The organism is Clostridium sp. ZS2-4, from assembly GCF_026719745.1.
GTDB lineage: Bacteria > Bacillota > Clostridia > Clostridiales > Clostridiaceae > Clostridium_H.
In genome coordinates this window covers 39,078-57,150 of sequence record NZ_JAPPRQ010000132.1, presented here as the reverse complement: position 1 = coordinate 57,150, position 18,073 = coordinate 39,078, and the positions used below count along the sequence as shown (strand labels likewise).

19 protein-coding genes and 1 riboswitch are annotated in these 18,073 nt (G+C 31.0%); of the genes, 4 read left to right on the top strand and 15 right to left on the bottom strand.

All coding sequences use genetic code 11. From position 1 onward, the window contains the following. Positions 1–131: 131 nt before the first annotated feature. Complete coding sequence (locus tag OIO11_RS15465; protein WP_268072344.1) at positions 132–971, bottom strand: CvfB family protein; 840 nt, start codon at positions 969–971, stop codon at positions 132–134. Positions 972–1,344: 373 nt separating this feature from the next. On the opposite strand from OIO11_RS15465, the gene OIO11_RS15460 reads away from it, so the two are divergent. Both OIO11_RS15460 and OIO11_RS15455 read left to right on the top strand, forming a co-directional pair. Then, positions 1,345–1,743, top strand: coding sequence for a flagellin (locus tag OIO11_RS15460; RefSeq protein WP_268072343.1), 399 nt, complete (start codon positions 1,345–1,347; stop codon positions 1,741–1,743). A gap of 165 nt (positions 1,744–1,908) precedes the next feature. Next, positions 1,909–2,637 carry an HAD-IB family hydrolase gene (locus OIO11_RS15455; protein WP_268072342.1) on the top strand — a complete coding sequence of 243 codons (729 nt, stop codon included), beginning with the start codon at positions 1,909–1,911 and terminating at the stop codon, positions 2,635–2,637. Positions 2,638–2,692: 55 nt separating this feature from the next. Here OIO11_RS15455 and OIO11_RS15450 read toward each other — a convergent pair whose 3' ends face one another. The 8 genes from OIO11_RS15450 to OIO11_RS15415 form a co-directional block, all read right to left on the bottom strand. Then, a complete protein-coding gene (locus OIO11_RS15450; protein WP_268072341.1) occupies positions 2,693–3,673 on the bottom strand; it encodes a YeiH family protein in 981 nt (326 codons plus the stop codon). Between the two features lie 168 nt (positions 3,674–3,841). Then, on the bottom strand, positions 3,842–4,747 hold the full coding sequence (locus OIO11_RS15445) for a LysR family transcriptional regulator (protein ID WP_268072340.1): 906 nt from the start codon (positions 4,745–4,747) through the stop codon (positions 3,842–3,844). A gap of 67 nt (positions 4,748–4,814) precedes the next feature. Next, positions 4,815–5,312, bottom strand: coding sequence for a hypothetical protein (locus OIO11_RS15440; RefSeq protein WP_268072339.1), 498 nt, complete (start codon positions 5,310–5,312; stop codon positions 4,815–4,817). A 172-nt stretch (positions 5,313–5,484) separates the two neighbouring features. Beyond that, positions 5,485–5,685 carry a 4Fe-4S dicluster domain-containing protein gene (locus tag OIO11_RS15435; protein WP_268072338.1) on the bottom strand — a complete coding sequence of 67 codons (201 nt, stop codon included), beginning with the start codon at positions 5,683–5,685 and terminating at the stop codon, positions 5,485–5,487. A 164-nt stretch (positions 5,686–5,849) separates the two neighbouring features. Beyond that, complete coding sequence (locus OIO11_RS15430; RefSeq protein WP_268072337.1) at positions 5,850–6,665, bottom strand: MetQ/NlpA family ABC transporter substrate-binding protein; 816 nt, start codon at positions 6,663–6,665, stop codon at positions 5,850–5,852. A 101-nt stretch (positions 6,666–6,766) separates the two neighbouring features. After that, positions 6,767–7,411 carry a methionine ABC transporter permease gene (locus tag OIO11_RS15425; RefSeq protein ID WP_268072336.1) on the bottom strand — a complete coding sequence of 215 codons (645 nt, stop codon included), beginning with the start codon at positions 7,409–7,411 and terminating at the stop codon, positions 6,767–6,769. Then, positions 7,412–8,368 carry a methionine ABC transporter ATP-binding protein gene (locus OIO11_RS15420; protein ID WP_268072335.1) on the bottom strand — a complete coding sequence of 319 codons (957 nt, stop codon included), beginning with the start codon at positions 8,366–8,368 and terminating at the stop codon, positions 7,412–7,414. A gap of 140 nt (positions 8,369–8,508) precedes the next feature. Beyond that, positions 8,509–9,684, bottom strand: coding sequence for a M20 family metallopeptidase (locus OIO11_RS15415; protein ID WP_268072334.1), 1,176 nt, complete (start codon positions 9,682–9,684; stop codon positions 8,509–8,511). Between the two features lie 127 nt (positions 9,685–9,811). Next, positions 9,812–9,922, bottom strand: a riboswitch (SAM riboswitch). A gap of 337 nt (positions 9,923–10,259) precedes the next feature. Between OIO11_RS15415 and ilvD the strand changes: the two genes are divergently transcribed. Then, positions 10,260–11,921 carry a dihydroxy-acid dehydratase gene (gene ilvD, locus OIO11_RS15410; RefSeq protein WP_268072333.1) on the top strand — a complete coding sequence of 554 codons (1,662 nt, stop codon included), beginning with the start codon at positions 10,260–10,262 and terminating at the stop codon, positions 11,919–11,921. Between the two features lie 258 nt (positions 11,922–12,179). Here ilvD and OIO11_RS15405 read toward each other — a convergent pair whose 3' ends face one another. The 5 genes from OIO11_RS15405 to OIO11_RS15385 all read right to left on the bottom strand — a co-directional run bounded on the left by OIO11_RS15405 (position 12,180) and on the right by OIO11_RS15385 (position 16,456). Then, positions 12,180–13,496: an aspartate kinase gene (locus OIO11_RS15405; protein ID WP_268072332.1), complete on the bottom strand. Its 1,317-nt coding sequence runs from the start codon at positions 13,494–13,496 to the stop codon at positions 12,180–12,182. A 91-nt stretch (positions 13,497–13,587) separates the two neighbouring features. Further along, complete coding sequence (locus tag OIO11_RS15400; RefSeq protein ID WP_268072331.1) at positions 13,588–14,340, bottom strand: hypothetical protein; 753 nt, start codon at positions 14,338–14,340, stop codon at positions 13,588–13,590. A gap of 79 nt (positions 14,341–14,419) precedes the next feature. Continuing rightward, positions 14,420–15,295: a DegV family protein gene (locus tag OIO11_RS15395; protein ID WP_268072330.1), complete on the bottom strand. Its 876-nt coding sequence runs from the start codon at positions 15,293–15,295 to the stop codon at positions 14,420–14,422. Positions 15,296–15,401: 106 nt separating this feature from the next. Beyond that, positions 15,402–15,557, bottom strand: coding sequence for a hypothetical protein (locus OIO11_RS15390; RefSeq protein WP_268072329.1), 156 nt, complete (start codon positions 15,555–15,557; stop codon positions 15,402–15,404). A 35-nt stretch (positions 15,558–15,592) separates the two neighbouring features. Next, on the bottom strand, positions 15,593–16,456 hold the full coding sequence (locus tag OIO11_RS15385; RefSeq protein ID WP_268072328.1) for a methionyl aminopeptidase: 864 nt from the start codon (positions 16,454–16,456) through the stop codon (positions 15,593–15,595). 232 nt (positions 16,457–16,688) lie between these two features. On the opposite strand from OIO11_RS15385, the gene OIO11_RS15380 reads away from it, so the two are divergent. After that, positions 16,689–17,234, top strand: a complete 546-nt coding sequence (locus tag OIO11_RS15380) for a hypothetical protein (protein WP_268072327.1) — start codon at positions 16,689–16,691, stop codon at positions 17,232–17,234. A gap of 95 nt (positions 17,235–17,329) precedes the next feature. Here the strand turns inward: OIO11_RS15380 and OIO11_RS15375 are convergent, their stop codons facing one another. Further along, positions 17,330–17,947, bottom strand: a complete 618-nt coding sequence (locus tag OIO11_RS15375) for an acetate uptake transporter (RefSeq protein ID WP_268072326.1) — start codon at positions 17,945–17,947, stop codon at positions 17,330–17,332. Between the last annotated feature and the right edge of the window lie 126 nt (positions 17,948–18,073).

Genomic DNA, 18,073 nt, shown 5'->3' with positions numbered 1-18,073 from the left:
TTATATGCTTGTTCTTTTTCATTTTGAGTATTCATATCTCTTCATCCTTTGTTTAATAATCTCTATTTTATTATAAATAGAGACACTATTTAGGACAAGGTGAAATTATTAACTTCTTTTTATATATTTTATTATTTTTTCAATTTTAAACCTTTTTCAGTTTGAACGATCTTTTCTTCTTTCAATAACCTTCCTACCGCTCTTTTAAAAGCAGCTTTACTCATCTTTAATCTGTCTTTAATTTCTTCCGGATTACTCTTATCGTTTAATGGAAGCAATCCATCATATCGTTCTATTTTCTTTAAAATCATTTCTGCATCATTATCAATTTGTTTATAAGCAACTTCTCTTATAGCTAAGTCCAACTTTCCATCCTCTCTAACCCTAACCACTCTAGCTTCAATTTCTTGACCTACTTCTATTTTTTCAAAATACTGGCTACTCGGTATCAATCCTCTATATTTATTATCCACCGCAATTAAAGCACCTATCTCAGGATTAACTGAATATACAGTTCCTTTAACCATATCATTCTTTTTATAAGAACTATCATTTCTTAAAAATTTACCAACATAAGTCGTAGCAGTTAACCTATCACTTTTATCAATATATGCACCAACTAAATATTTTTTTCCTACACGCACTTCAAATTTTTGCTCTTTAAAAGGTAATAATAAATCTTTCTCAAGTCCTATATCCAAAAAAGCACCTATTTTTGTAGTTTCTTTAACTTTAAGATTAGCAAGTTCTCCTGCTTGAACTAATGGTTTTTTTCTTGTTGCAATGATTCTATCCTCTGAATCTCTGTAAACAAATACTTCTAACTTATCTCCTTCTTTTACCTCCTCTGACAACTGGTTGTTTGGAAGTAAAATATTATCCTTTGGATCACCAGTTCCTGCTTCTAAATATGCACCAATTTTTGTAATATTAGCAACTTCTAAAGTTTGAATTTTTCCCATTTCTATCATAATAATTTCACCTTCACTTTTTTATTCAATAAACTTTTTTACCTTATCCATATTATAAGGCTTCTTCTATTTTAATCCACCACAGCATTTCCCGTCAACTTTTATATTAAACAATTGACATTATATCATTTACATTGTTTTTCAGCTTACTATAATCAATTTAATATCAAGTAACAGTTTTATTATTCTCTCTTTTATTTTTTTTAATTATATATATTATAAAAATGTAAAAATAGCTAACTTGATGTATTTATTAATATATACATATTTAAATGTTTTTTCTAATATTTGTAATATATTTTCTCATTCATACATATAATAATACAAAGATTTTATACTCTCTTAATATTATTTTTTAAGAAAGGATTTGTTTATGAAGCCAATAAATTCTATAAGAAATATAAAAACTACATATAATTCTTTAGGTAAGAATACTTCTGTAGCATCCAATAATTCTCCATCCAATATAGTATCTAATAAAACTATGCAAACAACTGATTTTAAAAGTACGCTTGAACAAATAACATACTCCAAATCTATTTCACCCAAGAACTTAAATTATAATAACTGTAAAATATCTAATATAGATACAGCTCATGACCTATTAAAATTTACCCAAAATCAAATTCTTATGCAGGCTTGTTTAGCTCTAGCAGCTCAATGTAATCTTCTCTGCCCAAATGCTGTTTACCTTTTAAATAATGATTCTGAAAACTCCTATAAAGTTCATCCTATAAAAAAATCTAATTACTTGCCTTTAAATAAAAAATAAAGTGAAACTTAGTGTGGAATTTTAACACTTAAAATTCCACACACTTATATGTTGTATATTATAATGATTTATTATATAATTATTTTTAAAAAATTTATACGTAGAACATTTAATATGTATCAATATTTATGTATTATGTTTCTAACAGAAAGGGGATATACATATATGCAGAAAACAATAGCAGCATTTTTCGATATTGATGGAACCTTATACAGAGAAGGTTTAATAACCGAAATCTTTAAGAAACTAATAAAGTCTGAAATAATAGAACCAGAACGCTGGTATAATGATGTAAGAGATTATTACATTAAGTGGGATAAAAGAATAGGCAATTACGATGATTATTTGCTAAAAATGGCAGATATATATATTGAAGCGGTAAAAGGTCTCCATAAAAATCAAATAGAATTCATCTCCAAAAAAGTTATCAAGGAAAAAGGTGATAGAGTTTATACTTATACAAGAGATATGATAGCCTGGCACAAATCTCAAGGACATGTTGTTATAACAATTTCAGGAAGCCCAAAGGAGCTTGTACGTGAAATGGCTATTAAACACGGTTTTGATGATTATATTGGAACAGAATATATCCTTGATGAAAATCAAATTTATACTGGTGAAATTATTCCTATGTGGGATAGTATAAGTAAAAATAAAGCTATACAAGATTTTATTGGTAAATACAATATTGATTTAAATCAAAGTTATGCTTATGGAGATACTGCTGGAGATTTTTCCATGTTAAAATCAGTTAAACATCCAACAGCAATAAATCCTACTAGAGAACTTATTTCTAAACTTTTAGACGATAAAGAAACTCGTGATAAAATTAAAATAATTGTGGAAAGAAAAGATGTAGTTTATAAATTAGATGCTAATTCAATTAATATATAATATTTAAAGCCCAAAATTCAATAAAATTTCGGGCTTTACTTTGAACATTATATCATTATATGAAATTTTTTATAATTATATAAGTAGACGTTGAAGTAATTAAAAACAATATACTTCCTATAAGTAATGCTTTAATTCCTTTATCCTTAATACTTTTAAAATCTACCGAAAGTCCCATAGCTACCATAGCCATTAATATGAAAATAGAACTTAATTCAGTCAATATTTTTAATATGTTTATCGGTATAATTCCAGTAGAACTGACTACTCCTGCAATTATGAAATATAATACATACATAGGAAATTTAGCTTTTTTACTATATCCATTACCTTTATTATAAATACCCCCTAAAGCTAAAGATACAGGTACAAGCATTACAACTCTAGCCATTTTAACAAAAGTTCCTATTTCTCCTGCTGTATCTCCCCTAGCAAAAGCTGCTGCAATGGCATGTGCAACTCCATGAAGAGATAGTCCAGACCAAATTCCATATTGAATATCACTTACACCTCTTGTTACAGCTACTGCTGAATATACTAATACACCAACAGCTCCTAAAAAACTGACTATAGAAACTGCTATCACTGAATCATCATCATCTGCATTTATAGTAGGTGCTAAAGCAACTACAGCAGAAGCCCCACATATACATGACCCAACTCCAATTAAGGCAGCTAGCTTGTCTTGAACCTTAAAAAGTTTTCCTAAAAGTATAGACAACATTAAAACAGTTGGAACAAATATCAATACCATTAAAAGCACTTTAGGTCCCAATTTCAATAATGAGTTAAAATTCAGCTTAAATCCTAACAATACTATTCCAACCTTCAAAAGCTTTTTGAGTGAGAAACTTACTCCTTCTTTGAATACCTTTTGAGTTTTTATTGTATTATTGTAAAATATGCCAACAATAATTCCAATAGTTAATGCTTCTAAATTTATTACATTTTTTATAGAATCATTTATGTACATAGATAGAATAGAGATCAAAAACACAAAAATAATCCCAGGGAACATTTTTTTTATTTTTTCCATATAAATCACCTCTGATTTGAATTATATCAAATCATTACTATAAATTAAAATTATGATTTCTTATAATTGTATAAGTAATATTTATATATTCTTTGAAAATATTAAGACCACTATGTATTAATGGTCTTGTACAATTATTGCATAAAAATATTTTACTTAGAATATATCTTACTGAATACTTCTATCAAAACAAAATTCTATAAAATCATTTAAATACTCACTTATTCCTCTTGATAAATATACAAAATTAAACTCTCTACAAAACTTAACCACATTTAAGTCTTTATTCTTTATAGGTAATGTTTTTATAAGTCCCAAACTTATTTCTCTTTCAACAGCTGCCTTGGATATAATTGTATATCCTAAATTTGCTTCCACAAGAGCTTTTATTGCATCTATACTTCCAATTTCCATATATATATTAAAATCCTTAATACTATATCCTTCATCCAGCAAAGTATTTTCAAAATACTTTCTAGTACCTGACCCCTCTTCTCTTAAAATTAATTTTCCTGAAAGAACCTCATCTAATTCAATATAATCTTTTTGTGAAAAAGCATGCTTAGGAGAAAAAGCCAATATTAACTCATCCTCCTTTAATTTTTTATACATAAATCTATTTTTATCAAAAGGCCCTTCAACTAACCCTAAATCAATTTCTTCTCTTAATAATTTTCTCAATACTTCTTTTGTATTATTTACAGTCAATATAATTTCGATATTAGGATATGCCTCCTTGTATTTTCCTAAAATTCCAGGAAGTACATACCCTCCTATTGTTAAGGTTGCCCCAATATTATACGTTTTTTGTATAGATGCTTTATTTTTAAGTCTTTTATAAATCTCACGCTCTTTAATCTCCAATTCCTTAACATACTTTAAGAATTCTTCTCCCTCTTTAGTAAGTTCTATATTTCTTCCATTCTTCTTTATGAATTTAACTCCATAGTACTCCTCTAAAAATTTGATGTGTTGAGATACAGCAGGTTGAGTTAAATTAAGGATTCCTGCTGACTTAGTATAATTTTTTAATTTAGCTACTGTAAGAAAAGTTAACAGTCTAGTTTCTAACATTTTTTTCTCCCTTTTACACTAATATTTTTATTGTAGCTGTTTAATTATACCATTAATTATACTTCAATTATTTAATATTAACTTTAATATTATGTTTTTGTCCTAATTCCACAAGCTGCTTTTTATATTTCTCTATATTGTTTTGAGCTTCTTGTAGTTTTTTGTCCGTTTTTTTTATCAGATTTCCATCTTTCTTCTCAAAACCTTCTTCCATTTGTTTAAAAGACTCTAATCTAACATGAGCTGCTTTTACATAAATCTCATGAAGTTGTTTCACTTCATCTGTTTTAGGTTTAATATCATCCAATTTATTTATAAATTCAGTATACTTTGGAATAATTATTTTTTTTATTACTACATAAGTATCAACTTCTTTGTAATTTTCACCAGAAACTTTTCTATAATCATTCAATACATCTTCCTCTAGTGTAACAGCTTCTGAAATTCTATTCATATAACTCATTAAATCACTTTTTACAGGATCTTCTACAGATGCTTTTTTGCATCCTGCAAACATAAATATCATAATACTAGTTAGCAATAATATACAAAATTTCTTTAACATCTTTAAATCACCCCTATTATATATATTCCCTCAAGATTTGTATGTATTCACTTACTTATATTTTAACTTAAATTATTTATTATGAATAGATAATTTAAGCTAAAATAAACACTAAAAAGTAAAACTTCCTAAATTCTTAAGAAGTTTTACTTTCATAATATATAATATAGTTCTATCTCATAGTTACTGCTGCTCTTGGACATACTTGCAGGCATTTGCCGCATCCTATGCATTTATCCTTATCTACAGTAGCTGGTCTCATTGAAAAAATTCCTTTTTTCTCCAGAGAAACCGCTTGAACAGGACAAACTCTTTTCACAGGACAAAATGGTGATCTATCACATTTATTCGAATCTATATATGCTTTTTTCAAAATTAACCCCTCCTAATAATTTCAATATACCCATATGGGGTATATTGAAATTATACCTCTTTTCATCAAACTTTTCAATCCCTAAACAAATAAAAAATACCCTAGTTCACAATGAACTAGAGTATTTTTACTTACATTCTTCTTTTTTTAACTTTTTTCTCTTCTTAGAAAGCTGGTATTATAGATCCTTTATATTCTTCTTCAATGAACTTTCTTATTTCTTCTGAATTAAGAGCTTTATCTAATGCTTTTATATAATCCTTATCTTTATTCTCTCTCTTTACAGCAATAACATTAACATATGGAGATTCTTTAGATTCAATTGCAAGAGCATCCTTTGTAGGGTTTAATCCAGCAGCAATAGCATAGTTAGTATTAATAACTGCTGCATCAACCTCGTCTAATGTTCTTGGAAGCTGTGCCGCATCTAACTCTTCTATTTTAATATTCTTAGTATTTTCTATAATATCTAATTTAGAAATTAATTCTCCTTCTTTAAATTTCATAATTCCTTCTTTTTCTAGTAGTCTTAACGCTCTAGCTTCATTTGTTGGGTCATTTGGAACTGCAATAGTAGCTCCATCCTTTAATTCTTTTAAATCTTTGATTTTATTGGAATATACAGCCATTGGTTCTAAATGTACTTTTGCTGTATAATCTAAATCTGTATTTTTCTCTTTGTTGAATTGCTCTAAATACGGAATATGTTGAAAAAAGTTTGCATCCAACTCACCATCTTGTACTGCTGTATTTGGAGTAACATAATCTGTGAACTCCTTTATTTCTAATGTATAACCTTCCTTTTCAAGTATAGGCTGAACCTTTTTTAGAATTTCAGCATGAGGCTTAGGTGTTGCCCCTACAACGATCTTTTTCTTAGTTTCAGTACCTGCTTCTTTCTTAGCTCCACACCCAACTAAGCTAATTGCACCAATAACTAAAGTACTTGCCAATACAATTGATAATATTTTTTTCTTCATAAAAATTGCCCCCTTAATTTTATATTATAGTTTACATTTTATATTTTTAGCTTTTTACAAGCAAAATTTCCATAACTGTCCATTTTTAATTCTCAACTATATTATTTATTTACTTTGTTATATATAATCGTTCCTAAACTCTGAAAAATCTGAACCAAAATTATCAAAACTATTACTGTATACATCATAATATCTGTTTTAAATCTGTAATATCCATATTTAACAGCTACGTCTCCAAGACCACCGCCGCCAATTGCTCCTGCCATAGCAGAAAGTCCTACCACACTTATTATTGTAAGTGTTAATCCAGAAACTATAGATGGAAAAGCTTCTGGAAGCATAACCTTGAAAATAATTTGACTTGTACTTGCCCCAAAAGACCTAGCAGCTTCAATTACACCTTTATCAACTTCCTTTAAAGCACCTTCTATGATTCTTGTAACAAATGGTGCTGAACCAATAGTTAACGGAACAATTGCTGCCGTAGTACCTATTGTTTTACCTACTATAAGCTTAGTAACAGGGAAAATAACAATCATAAGTATAATAAAAGGAAAAGACCTTAAAATATTGACAATAATATCAAATACTTTATAAATTGTTTTATTTGGATTTAATCCATTTTCATCTGTTATAACCATAATTATTGCTGGTAAAAAACCAATTACTACTGCAAAGATAGTAGCTACAAAAACCATATATAAAGTTTCCCCTAAAGCAGGAAATATAATACTATGTAATTCCATCTACAGCACCTCCCAATTCACACCTTTTTTTGTAAGATAAGCACATACGCTCTCCTCTTCATTTTCTTTAATATTTATCACTAAACTTCCTAAAACATCATCGCCAAATTTCTCAAGCTTCCCCCAAACAATTGAGCAATCCATATCCAGTTCTCTAGCCATGGCAGTTATTACTGAACCTTCACTAAACTCTTTTGGGAAAAATATCTTTATATTTACTCCTTCTTCTGGAAGAATCTCTTCTTCTCCTAAAAGCTTTTTCATGTTATCACTTGGATTTAAGAAAAGTTCTTCTACATCACCTACATCTGTAACTTGTCCACCTTCCATTAAGGCTGCTTTTGTACATGCTTCTTTGATAACTTCCATCTGATGAGTTACTATTACTATAGTAATTCCCAATTCCTTATTTATTTTCTTTAGAAGCTGTAGAATAGACTTTGTAGTATTCGGATCTAATGCAGATGTTGCTTCATCGCAAAGAAGTATTTTAGGATTCAATGTAAGAGCTCTTGCTATTGCAACTCTCTGCTTTTGTCCTCCACTTAATGCTTTAGGCATACTGTGTGCTTTATCTTCAAGACCTACAAGCTTTAAAAGTTCTTTTACCTTATCATCTATCTCTTTCTTATCATACTTCCATGTTTCCATTGGCAATGCAATGTTATGCCAAACATCCTTTCTATTTAACAAGCTAAAATTTTGAAATATCATTCCAATATCTTTTCTGAATTCTCTTAACTCTTTCCCTTTTAACCCATTAACTTCTTTAGAATCAACTTTCACACTACCCTTATCATAATTTTCCAATCCATTTATGCATCTTAAAATCGTTGATTTTCCGGCTCCACTGTGACCTATGATTCCAAATATTTCTCCTTTATTTATGCTCAAGCTTACCTCTTTTAAAACTTGTTTACCAGAAAAATACTTGTTTACTTTTTGAATTTTTATCAAGCCTGTACCCTCCTTTGTTTCAGTAACCAATAACAACACCCAGTTCCCATTAACTAATCCTAAGTTATCAACTTCAGTAAATTTTGATGATCAGGAACTAAGGATTGTCTAAAAGATAATTTCTTTCAATTCAACTTATATTATTGCCCCTTTTTATACTTTAAAAAATCTACAGCATATTGCGCATATAATGCAGTTCCAATTTTTAATGCATCTTCATCGATAGTATATTTTTCATGATGCTGCGGATATACAGCACCTTTTTCTTCATTCCTAACTCCTACAAAAGCTAAAACCCCAGGTACTTTTTCAAAATATTTTCCTATATCCTCCGTTGCCGTAGATTTATCCATCAATGCAATAGCATCAGTACCTGCTATTTTCTCTAATGCTCCCCTTGCAATATAAGAACATTCTTTATCATTAATGGTGATTGGAGTTGCAAAAATGTATTCAACTTCTGTCTCTGCTCTTAGTCCCTCAGCTATATTCCTGCAAATTCTTTCTATAATTTTAGGAAATTTTTCTCTAATCTCATTATTAAAGCAGCGAGTTGTTCCCTCTAAAATAGCTTCATTTGCAATAACATTAAACCTTGTTCCTGCTCTCATCAGCCCCACACTTACAACAGCAGGCTCCATAGGACTTATTTCTCTACTTACAGCTGTCTGCAAATTTAACACAATTGATGAAGCTGCCACTACTGCATCTACCCCTTGATGCGGTAGTGACCCGTGACCCCCCTTACCTTTAATCCTTATCTTGAAAATGTCTGCACAAGCCATTCTTGCTCCATCTTGTACAGATACTTTTCCACAAGGTAGATCACTCCAAAGATGTATACCAAAAGCCCCCTCTACATCATCTAAAAACCCTTCTTCTATTATCTTTGCTGCCCCTTCTCCAACTTCTTCTGCTGGTTGGAATATAAATTTTATTGTACCGTCCCACTCATTTTGAATTTCCTTTAATATTTTAGCTGCTCCTATAAGCATTGCCATGTGCCCATCATGGCCGCAAGCATGCATTATGCCTTCATTTTCAGATGCAAATTCAGCTTCTGTAGCCTCTTTGACTCCAATTGCATCCATATCCACTCTAAGAGCTACTACTTTTCCAGATTTTTTTCCTCTAAGTGTTGCTACAATTCCGGTTTTTGCAGCCACCTCAAATTCTATTCCTATTTTTTTAAGTTCCTCTTTTATAAATCTGGATGTTCTTTCTTCCTTCCAGCTTTCTTCTGGAAATCTATGAAACTCTCTTCTCAGATTAATAACATAATTTCTATACTTGTCTGCTAAATTTTCTATATTCATAAATTAGCCCCCTATTACACCCCATATGATACATTAAAACTAATAGTCCATTCCTCCTTATGTCATGCTTATCGGGTAAAAAAATAAAGACCCAAGGATAACCTTAGGTCTTGAAAGTCCTATTTCACCCTTATCTTTCAGCACACGCTGCAGGATTTAGCACCATTGTATGTATTATAAAATACACACCGGTTGCCGGGCTTCACAGGGCCAGTCCCTCCACCACTCTTGATAAGCACTATTCGATTGTTAAACTCATGTTTTAGATTATATACTCATAAATTCAAAATGTCAACAATAGAAAAAATAATTTCACTAAACTTGTAAAAATTTTATATTCAATTAAAAATTTATTACATTTAATATCATTGTTTTTTATCTATGAATAATTACTATTCACATTATATTAGTCTATTATTTAATATAACTTTTCAAAAATAAATATCAGAGTAATTCAATAAGTTGACACTCTCTAATATTTGCTGTATATTAAAATGAAAATATTAAAAATTATCTTAAAATTAGTTATAATAATTACTATGTTTAAGATTTAATAACCAAAGGGGGCTTATAAATTGAATAGTAAAGAAGTTACTCAAGGGGCTGCTCGTGCACCTCATAGATCTTTATTCTATGCAATGGGATATTTGCCAGAAGATCTTAACAAACCATTAATCGGAGTAGTTAATGCACACAACGAAATAATTCCCGGTCATTTTCATTTAGATGAATTAGCTCAAGCAGTAAAACTTGGGATATCCGCTGCTGGTGGAACTCCAATCGAATTTCCTGCCATAGGAATTTGTGATGGTATTTCTATGAACCACAGTGGAATGAAATATCCACTAGCCAGCCGTGAACTTATTGCAGATTCCATAGAAGCGGTTTGTATGGCTCATAAATTTGATGGATTAGTTCTTATCGGTAGCTGCGACAAAATAGTTCCTGGTATGCTAATGGGGGCAGCAAGACTTAATATTCCTGCCATTTACATAGGTGGAGGTCCTATGCTTCCTGGAAACAGTTGCGGAAATAAACTTGACCTTTCTAAAGCCTTTGAAGGAGTAGGATCTCATGGCGAAGGTAAAATTTCAGATGAAGAATTGCTGGAAATAGAACAAAAGGCTTGCCCTACTTGTGGAAGCTGTGCTGGTTTATTTACTGCAAACAGCATGAATAGCTTAGCTGAAGCTTTAGGTATGGCCTTACCTGGTAACGGAACAATACCTGCACCTTATGGCAGACGTAAGCAGCTTGCTAAGCAAGCAGGAATTGCAATAATGAATTTAGTTAAAGAAAATATAAAACCTAGAGATATTTTAACAGAAAAAGCTTTCCAAAACGCTATTGCGCTTGATATGGCTATAGGTGGTTCTAGTAACACCACTCTTCATTTACTTGCAATAGCTAATGAAGCAAGAGTTAACTTGGATTTAGAAGAATTTGATAGAATAAGCAAAATAGTTCCTCATATAAGTAAATTAAGTCCAGCTGGTATACACCATATGATAGATTTAGAGGAAGCTGGTGGCGTTTCAGCTGTACTCAACCAACTAATAAAAGCAAACCTTGTATACCCTGATACAATAACTGTTACAGGAACAACCTTAGAAAATAACGTGAAAAATTCAAGAGTACTTGATAGTTCTGTAATAAGACCTTTAGATAATCCTTATTCTAAAGAAGGTGGAATTGCCATTTTGAAGGGTAACCTTGCTTCTGAAGGATCAGTTGTAAAACAATCAGCTGTTGCACCTGAAATGATGTATCACAAAGGTCCTGCAAAAGTTTATGACTCAGAAGAAGAAGCTTTTGCAGCCATTTTGAATAAGGAAATCGACGCAGGAGATGTTATAGTTATTAGATATGAAGGGCCAAAAGGTTGTCCTGGAATGAGAGAAATGCTTAGTCCTACAGCTGCTATTATAGGTATGGAACTTGAAAAAAGTACTGCCCTTATAACTGATGGTCGTTTTTCTGGTGCAACACGTGGACCTTGTATTGGGCACATAGCACCAGAAGCCTCTGAAGGTGGTCCAATCGCAATAATTGAGAATGGCGATTTAATAGAAATAGATATTCCAAATAGAAAAATAACTTTGGATTTACCAGATGAAGAAATGCAAAGAAGACTTAAAAATTGGACTCAGCCTCCTTCAAAAGCTCCAGAAGGAACATATTTACGCAGATACAGTAAATTAGTTACTTCTGCTAGCAGAGGAGCGGTTTTAGAATAAAATTGTGAAACAATTTTATTCTAGTAACCAATCCCCAATCCCCAGTCACCAGAGAAGGATGTTTTGCTAATGCAAAACTAAAATAAAAATAAAGCAAAATAGACTTAAAGTAGATATAATCTATCTTTAAGTCTATTTTGCTTTATTTTTATCTAATTGTTCTTAATTGTTTTTATCTTTTTTCTTTACTCTGGGGATTGGTAATTGGCTACTGGGGAATATAAGAATGTTGTGTCACAACATTCTTATATAATGTCCTTATACAAAAGCTTTATATATTGAATTTATAGCTCTTTCAAAGTCATTTGCTTCCACACCTATTATTATATTCATTTCACTTGAACCTTGATCTATCATTCTTATATTTACATTGCTTCTAGCTAAGACTGTAAATATCTTCTCTGATGTACCAATAGTTCTTGACATTCCTCTACCCACGGTTGCAATCAATGCCATGTTAGGAATGACTTGAAGAGTATCTGGATTACACTGTCTTTTTATTTCTTCCAGAATCTTATCCAGCTTATTGTCCAAATTAGAATCTGCAATTACAACAGACATAGTGTCTATGCCTGCAGGCATATTTTCAAAAGGCACTCCATAAGCTTCCAGTATGGAAAGTATCCTTCTGGCAAAACCTATTTCTGAATTCATGAAAGCTTTTTCAATAGCTATTACAGTAAAATCTTTTCTTCCTGCTATACCTGTAATATTCCCTAAATCCTTTTTAGCTTCATCATCATTTACTATAATTGTTCCTTTATCCTCAGGTGCATTGGTATTCTTGATATTAATCGGTATTCCCTCTTCTTTTGCTGGGAAAATAGCCTCCTCATGAAGAACTGTAGCTCCCATGTATGCAAGCTCACGTAATTCCTTATAAGTAATTTCTTCTATAGGCTTTGGATTATCAACAATTCTAGGATCTGCCATTAAAAAACCTGAAACATCTGTCCAATTTTCATATAAAACAGCTTTTGTATCTCTTGCTACAATTGATCCTGTTATATCAGAACCGCCCCTTGAAAAAGTCTTGATACTTCCATCAGGCATTGCCCCATAAAACCCTGGAATAACAGCTCTCTCAATAGACCCTAACTTTTCACCTACAGCCTTTTTAGTGCTCTCTGAATCAAAATATCCATACTTATCAAATTTTATTACTTCAGCAGCATCTACAAAATGTACATTCAAAAAATCAGCAAGTATTAATCCATTTAGATATTCTCCCCTACTTGCAGTATAATCTGGTGTTGCTCCTTCTGCAATTTTGTTTTTAACCTCTTTTAAATGCCCCACGATATCTAAGGGAATATTTAATTCTTCTACTATTCCCTTATATCTTTCTTCAATAACCTTAAAAACATCATCAAATGGAATTCCCTGCTGTACATGTGCATGACACAAGTAAAACAAATCAGTAATTTTATAATCCTTGCTATGTCGCTTTCCTGGTGCTGAAGGCACTACATACCTTCTTCTTTCATCACTGAGAACAATGTTTTTCACCTTTCTAAATTGCTCTGCATCTGCAAGAGAACTGCCCCCGAATTTTGTAACAATAATGTTATTCATTTTTCATCACCCCACGTATATTTCCCTATATAATTTGTATATTTATAAATATTATCACACTTTTAAAATATTTCAAGCATTTTTTATTTACTTATATTTTTTCTAACAAATTTACAGGAACATAGTACTTGGAATATCTATTTTTATATTTGTCCACATACTCTCCATTCTTATCTAAAACCATAACAGAAGCTCTTTTATTTATACTATTAACTATACCTGCAATCTTATTTTTATTATAAATAAAACATACTCTGTCACCTGGCTTAACCCCCAATTTTTCGCCAGCTATTTCTCTAATTGTAGGTAGTGAATGATACACATCTGTATGTCCAAAAATATTATATGCTATATCTTTAAATCTATCTTTCTTACAATTAGACTCTTTATACACATAAAACTCTAAAAAATGAACAAGCTCATGTTCGAAAACCATTAGAAGAGCATGAAGAGCATCTTCAGTTTCTATTCCATTTACAGTTTTCTTTCTTTTCAATTCATTATAATGAAAGAAAAAATTCACACCAATTCTTAATTCGTATTTCTCTGCCTCTTCCTTTAAACTTGCAAGGTTTTTAGGAACCATCATTTTTCCTGCACTTCTTGTCATTTTATTTGATAATGAAAAATTTATCTCACCCCTAAAGTTATTCTTAAAATATTCATTGAAAAAGTATTTATCATATAAGTTGAATAATAACATCAAATCTTCCTGTGAAATAGACTTTATTTCTCCACATTCTATATTTTTTGAGAGACTTATTAGGCATATTCTAATTATCTTTCTCTTCTCTGCTGTATCCTCACTTTTTAACTTTATATGAACTAAATCTTCTTTTTTCATATTTGTCTCCTAGCACCTTATAATAACACCAAACTACTCCTATTAGAAAGTAGTTGTACCCATTTGTTACGGCTATTTTCTATTGATACATGTTTAATTTTAATTCTTGCTTCGTATAATATACAAGACCAAGGGCACCGGGTCCAACATGTACCCCTATAACTGGTCCTATATCGCATATTTTTACTACCTTTCCGGCTTGTTTCTCTATTGTATGTGCTATTTTTTTTGCCTTTTCCTCACAATTTATGTGATGAATTATTACATCCCCAAACCCAAATTTTTTAGTATCTTCAATAAAAGTATTAATTATTGTTTCTATAGCTCGCTTTGATGTTCTCACCTTGGATAAAATCTCTGTTTTCCCTTCCACTACTGTCAGAATTGGTCTAATACTCAAAAGCGATCCTATTAAAGCACTTGCTCCTCCAATTCTTCCACCTTTTTTCAAATAAGTAAGTGTATCTGGTGAAAATATGAATCTACTTCTCTTCATATTTTTCTCTGCTGCTTGTACAACACTTTCCAATCTTTTTCCTTCAACAGCTGCCTCTGCTGCCATAATAACTGCAAATCCAAGCTGCATAGAATTAGATTTTGAATCTATAAGTTCAATTTTGGCATCTGGATATTCTTCTAAAATCATATTTTTCACCATACTTGCTGTGGAAAATGTACCGCTCATATGCGATGAAATAAAAATACCAACTACTTCATTATTTTCTCTAACATGCTTTTCAAAAGCTTTATATATTTCCTCCACAGAGGGCTGTGATGAAGTTGGAATTGTATTGCATTGCTCCATCTTTTCATAAAACTTTTCATTATCTATATCAACTTCTCTAATATTCTCATCATCAAAGAAAACGCTTAAGGAAACTATGGATATATCATATTTTTTTATAAGTTCTTTGGGTATATAAGAAGTACTATCAGTAACTATTTTAACAGCCATTTTTTAATCCTCCTCATTATTAATTGTAATCATTTGTGAAATATTATATATGTATGTTTATATATTAAATTAGACCTAAATGATATATCATTTAGGTCTTTGGACATTATCTGTCAAATAATCCTCCACCATTATTACTTTTAATGCCTTTTCTTGACTGCCCCATTACTTTAGTTGGTCTAGCAGTACTATTTTGATTAGCACTCTTTTTCTTTTTTTCTTCAATTATCTTTTTCATCATTTCAATATTCTTTTGTGACATTATATCTTCTCCTTTTTAATAAATTTATTATATTACTATGTCAATATTTCAACTCCATCTTCTGTAACTAACACAGTATGCTCCCATTGAGCTGTTAATTTTCCATCAGCTGTTACTGCAGTCCACCCATCATCCAGAACCTTACATCTAAAAGTACCTTCATTTATCATTGGTTCAATAGTAAAAGTCATACCTGGAACCAGCACAACTCCAGTATGCTTCTGTCCACAGTGGTCAACAAAAGGATCTTCATGAAACTGAAGTCCGATTCCATGTCCACCAAACTCACGAACAACCGAATATCCCTTACTTTCTGCATATCTTTGAATAGCATGCCCTATGTCTCCAATAGTGGCAAAAGGTTTAACCTGTTGAATACCTATGTCTAAACATTCTTTAGCCGTTTCAACTAATTTGACAGCCTTTTCCGATGCTTCTCCAATAATAAACATTCTGCTGGCATCACCATAATATCCATTTAAAATACTTGTAACATCTACATTTACAATGTCACCGTTTTTCAATGCTCTATCACTAGGTATTCCATGACATACTACTTCATTTATTGAAATACAAACACTTTTAGGATACCCCATGTAATTTAAGGGTGCAGGTATAGCTCCTAATTTTAAAGTATACTCATGAACCCATGTATTTATTTCATCAGTTGTTATACCTTCTCTTATTCTTCCCCCTACCATATCCAGAACCTTTTTAGTAACCTCTCCACTCTTTCTAATACCGTCAATTTGTTCTGGAGTTTTTATTATTTCTCTAGGTGGAATTATAAGCCCTTCATCCTCCATAGCTATTAATCTTTCATCATGCTGCAAATGGCAATTTTTATACTTTTTTCCACTACCACACCAACATAAATCATTTCTTGATAATTTCTTCATTCCTTCACCTTCTAAAAATATTATAATAATAACTTTCTTATATTATTATATCATTTTTAAGCTTTAAATCATAACTATACCGTATTTTCATAATCTTCACATTTTAATACTTCATTTTCACAATTTCATCACAATTATAACATATTTTAATCAAAATTATGCTATATCATAAACTCATAAAGTAAATCAAAACAAAATTTAATAACTTTAAAAATATTGGGAGGTAACTATTATGAAAAAGAAAAATATTTTAGCCGCATTAATGCTTTCACTTACACTTGGACTAGGGGCTACAGCCTATGCATCTGTTACTGCAACTGAACCAGCTGCTCCATCTACTAGCACAAATACAACTGCTTCTAGTGGAATAGGACTTAAACGTGTTACTGGATTTAGGGGATATGATTTTGTAACTTCAGTTATTAAAGAAAAGTTAAATGTTACTGAGGAAGATATTAATAATGCTAGAGCTAAAGGTAAGACTATTAGTGAATTTGCTGAAGAGAAAGGTCTTTCTCATGATGATTTTCAAGCAGCTTTAATAGAATCCAAAAATAAAGCTATTGATGAGGCTGTAACAAAAGGAACTATTTCAAAAGAAGATGGAGAAGCATATAAAAAAGCTATAAAAGAAAATGCTGCAAACGCTGTACCTGGTCAGGGCAGACTTGGTTCTCCTAGAGGTAATGGTCAAGGTAGAAAAGGTCAAGGCTTAAGAAATGGCAGTGGAATGAGGGGTAATGGGATAAATTGTCCTGCTGATACTCAATCAAACTAAATAACTTAGAAAAAGAGATAGGCAAATTTCCTATCTCTTTTTCTAAGTTTAATTATATTATTTAAAAATGTTATTCATTCATACAAAATCTTAAATTATTTTTTAAATATACCCATAGGTTTTCCAACTGGTAAAAATACTCTTCCAAAATGAGGATTTAAAACACATGCTGCTGAACCATAGAATGAAACCATTGATATCACGAATTCAGAATAAGCTGCCATTTCATGAGCTAGTTCAGGCATAATACCAAATGAAGATAAAGCTAAACCAAGTAATAAAACATCAATTAATACAAATATTATTAATAATACCTTATTTGTTTCTACTGATCCTATTGTCATAAAGATAGAAAAAATTAAATATCCAACAAAAGCAAATCCTAGTTGTTTTCCATCTGCACCAGCTGCAAGTGTTTGTCCGAAAACTCCACTCTTAATCATCCAAGACATTGCAACTCCAAACCAGAAAAATGCATATCCTCCAAAAGCTGTTGCACCAAAAACATTTTCTCTCTTTGAATCATTAATACATGCGAATAATTGCGCAAAAGCACCTAAAAATATTGCCCATGGAATTATAAAAGAAGTTCCCTCTGTTAATCCAAGTTTTTGACTTGATGCTACAATCGTTACTATACCTAGTCCAAGTAAGCCTATTGCTGACGGGTCTGAGTTAGTAATCTTAATCTTTTGTGTTTCGTTTGTAGACATAAAATAACCTCCTAATTTTTAAAATATTATGAAAAGTCGCCTAGCAACTTTTTCATTATTTTTTTGATTTTCAATACATTTTATGACACAGTATCTAAAAAATTTAGGCTTCTTTAGCAAATAATA